Below are 1,354 nucleotides of genomic sequence, written 5' to 3'. Positions count from 1 at the left end.
CCAACGCCGCCAACACCTGTACGGCATGCGGACCAGGAGTGATCATCTCAGTCTCGTCATCAAACTCTATCACGTCCAAGTCGACGAGTTTCGGCACGTGGGAGTGATAGAGCGATGTATACATCTCCTGGCGCGTGAGCGTCGCGATGTTCGCCTCTACGGTGTCGGTCTCCCAGGCAGCGAGCTTAGTCGCAAGGTCATCGAGTGACCATTTCGGTTGCTTCGGCGAGGGTAATAGACGAGGTAGCGTCGTCGTGGATGGGAAATCGCCTCGAATACGGGTTGTAATTCGAGGACAACTTCCGAGACATCGATGTCGAGATCACGCTCGGCAGCACTCTCCCCGGTGGACTGACTGGAATCGTTCTCCCACTCGTCGGGAGGTGGCTCGTTCCCCGCCATAGTCGATGCTGAGGCGTCAAACAAAAAAAAAATACCGGTAGACACTGTTTTTCCGACCATATTGGACAGATACGCACTTCATCGCTGTATCGTACTATCTATGGGTACTGGTATGTTCCAAACGCGACCATTTGGAGTCACCTAGTAAAGACTAGCGGTGCTGTTCTTCTGTCGGTAGCAGATGTACCCACGTCTGCCTAGTGCACCATGGAGCAGTAAATGTCCAATACAGAACGTTCGTCAACTGAGAGTGATCAAGCTGCTGTCGTGGTCGTGTTCCAGCGGCCATAGCCGCGTTGTTTGGCCTGCTGCTGTTTGCGAATGAACTCCTGGCGTTTGCTGAACTGACCGTCTGGCACGCGAGCGTAGCCGATACGAACTAAATCAGTGTTGAACATGAAATTGCCGATGTAGACGTACGCTTGCATGTGACCGTCATCTGTTGCATCCACCTGTGGGTCAGAGACGACTGTCACGACTTGGTGATCCATTTGGGACTTCGTATAGCGAACTGCTTTCGTGTGGATGGGACTGCTCTCAGGGACGCTCACACCGATCAAAATCAACAGTGCGGTTCTTCCCATCGTATTTGATCTGGAGTGTTGTTGGATCGACGACTTTGGTTACGCGTGCTTGGAAGCACTCGCTATTCTCTGGACCGGCCATCGGGTCGAAAGGACGCGTCCGACCTCCGCGAGCGCGTCCTCGCTCGCGAACTCGTGGAACGTCATCGTCGAGAACGCGGCGTCGAGTTCGTCGTCGTCGAACGGAAGGTCGTCGATGGTCGCTGTCACGAGCGCGACGTTCTCCGGGACGCCCTTCTCCCGGTAGTAGTCGTGCATCGCGTCCTGCATGTCGACCGCGTACACGCTAACGTTCGACGCCTCGCCGAACGAGGCGACGTCGTCCGTGTAAAATCCGGTCCCGCTCCCGAGGTCGGCGACGGTTTCGT

General features: G+C 55.5%; 2 protein-coding genes. Both read right to left on the bottom strand.

Going from position 1 to position 1,354, the window contains the following annotated elements; all coding sequences use genetic code 11:
• Positions 1-656: 656 nt before the first annotated feature.
• On the bottom strand, positions 657-986 hold the full coding sequence (locus BG842_RS10390; RefSeq protein WP_254663053.1) for a thermonuclease family protein: 330 nt from the start codon (positions 984-986) through the stop codon (positions 657-659).
• 39 nt (positions 987-1,025) lie between these two features.
• Positions 1,026-1,354, bottom strand: a 329-nt coding sequence (locus BG842_RS10385) for a class I SAM-dependent methyltransferase (RefSeq protein ID WP_139136090.1), incomplete at its 5' end; no start/stop codon positions are given.

It is taken from the genome of Haladaptatus sp. W1, from assembly GCF_001723155.1.
In the GTDB taxonomy this organism is placed as follows: Archaea; Halobacteriota; Halobacteria; order Halobacteriales; family Haladaptataceae; genus Haladaptatus; species Haladaptatus paucihalophilus.
Note: the sequence above shows the minus strand (reverse complement) of the source record. Positions and strands in the feature narration are given on the sequence as shown.

What these genes read in the sequence shown, in the direction of transcription:
- BG842_RS10390 (WP_254663053.1), bottom strand. Translation starts at nt 986, where the DNA reads ATGGGAAGAACCGCACTGTTGATTTTGATCGGTGTGAGCGTCCCTGAG.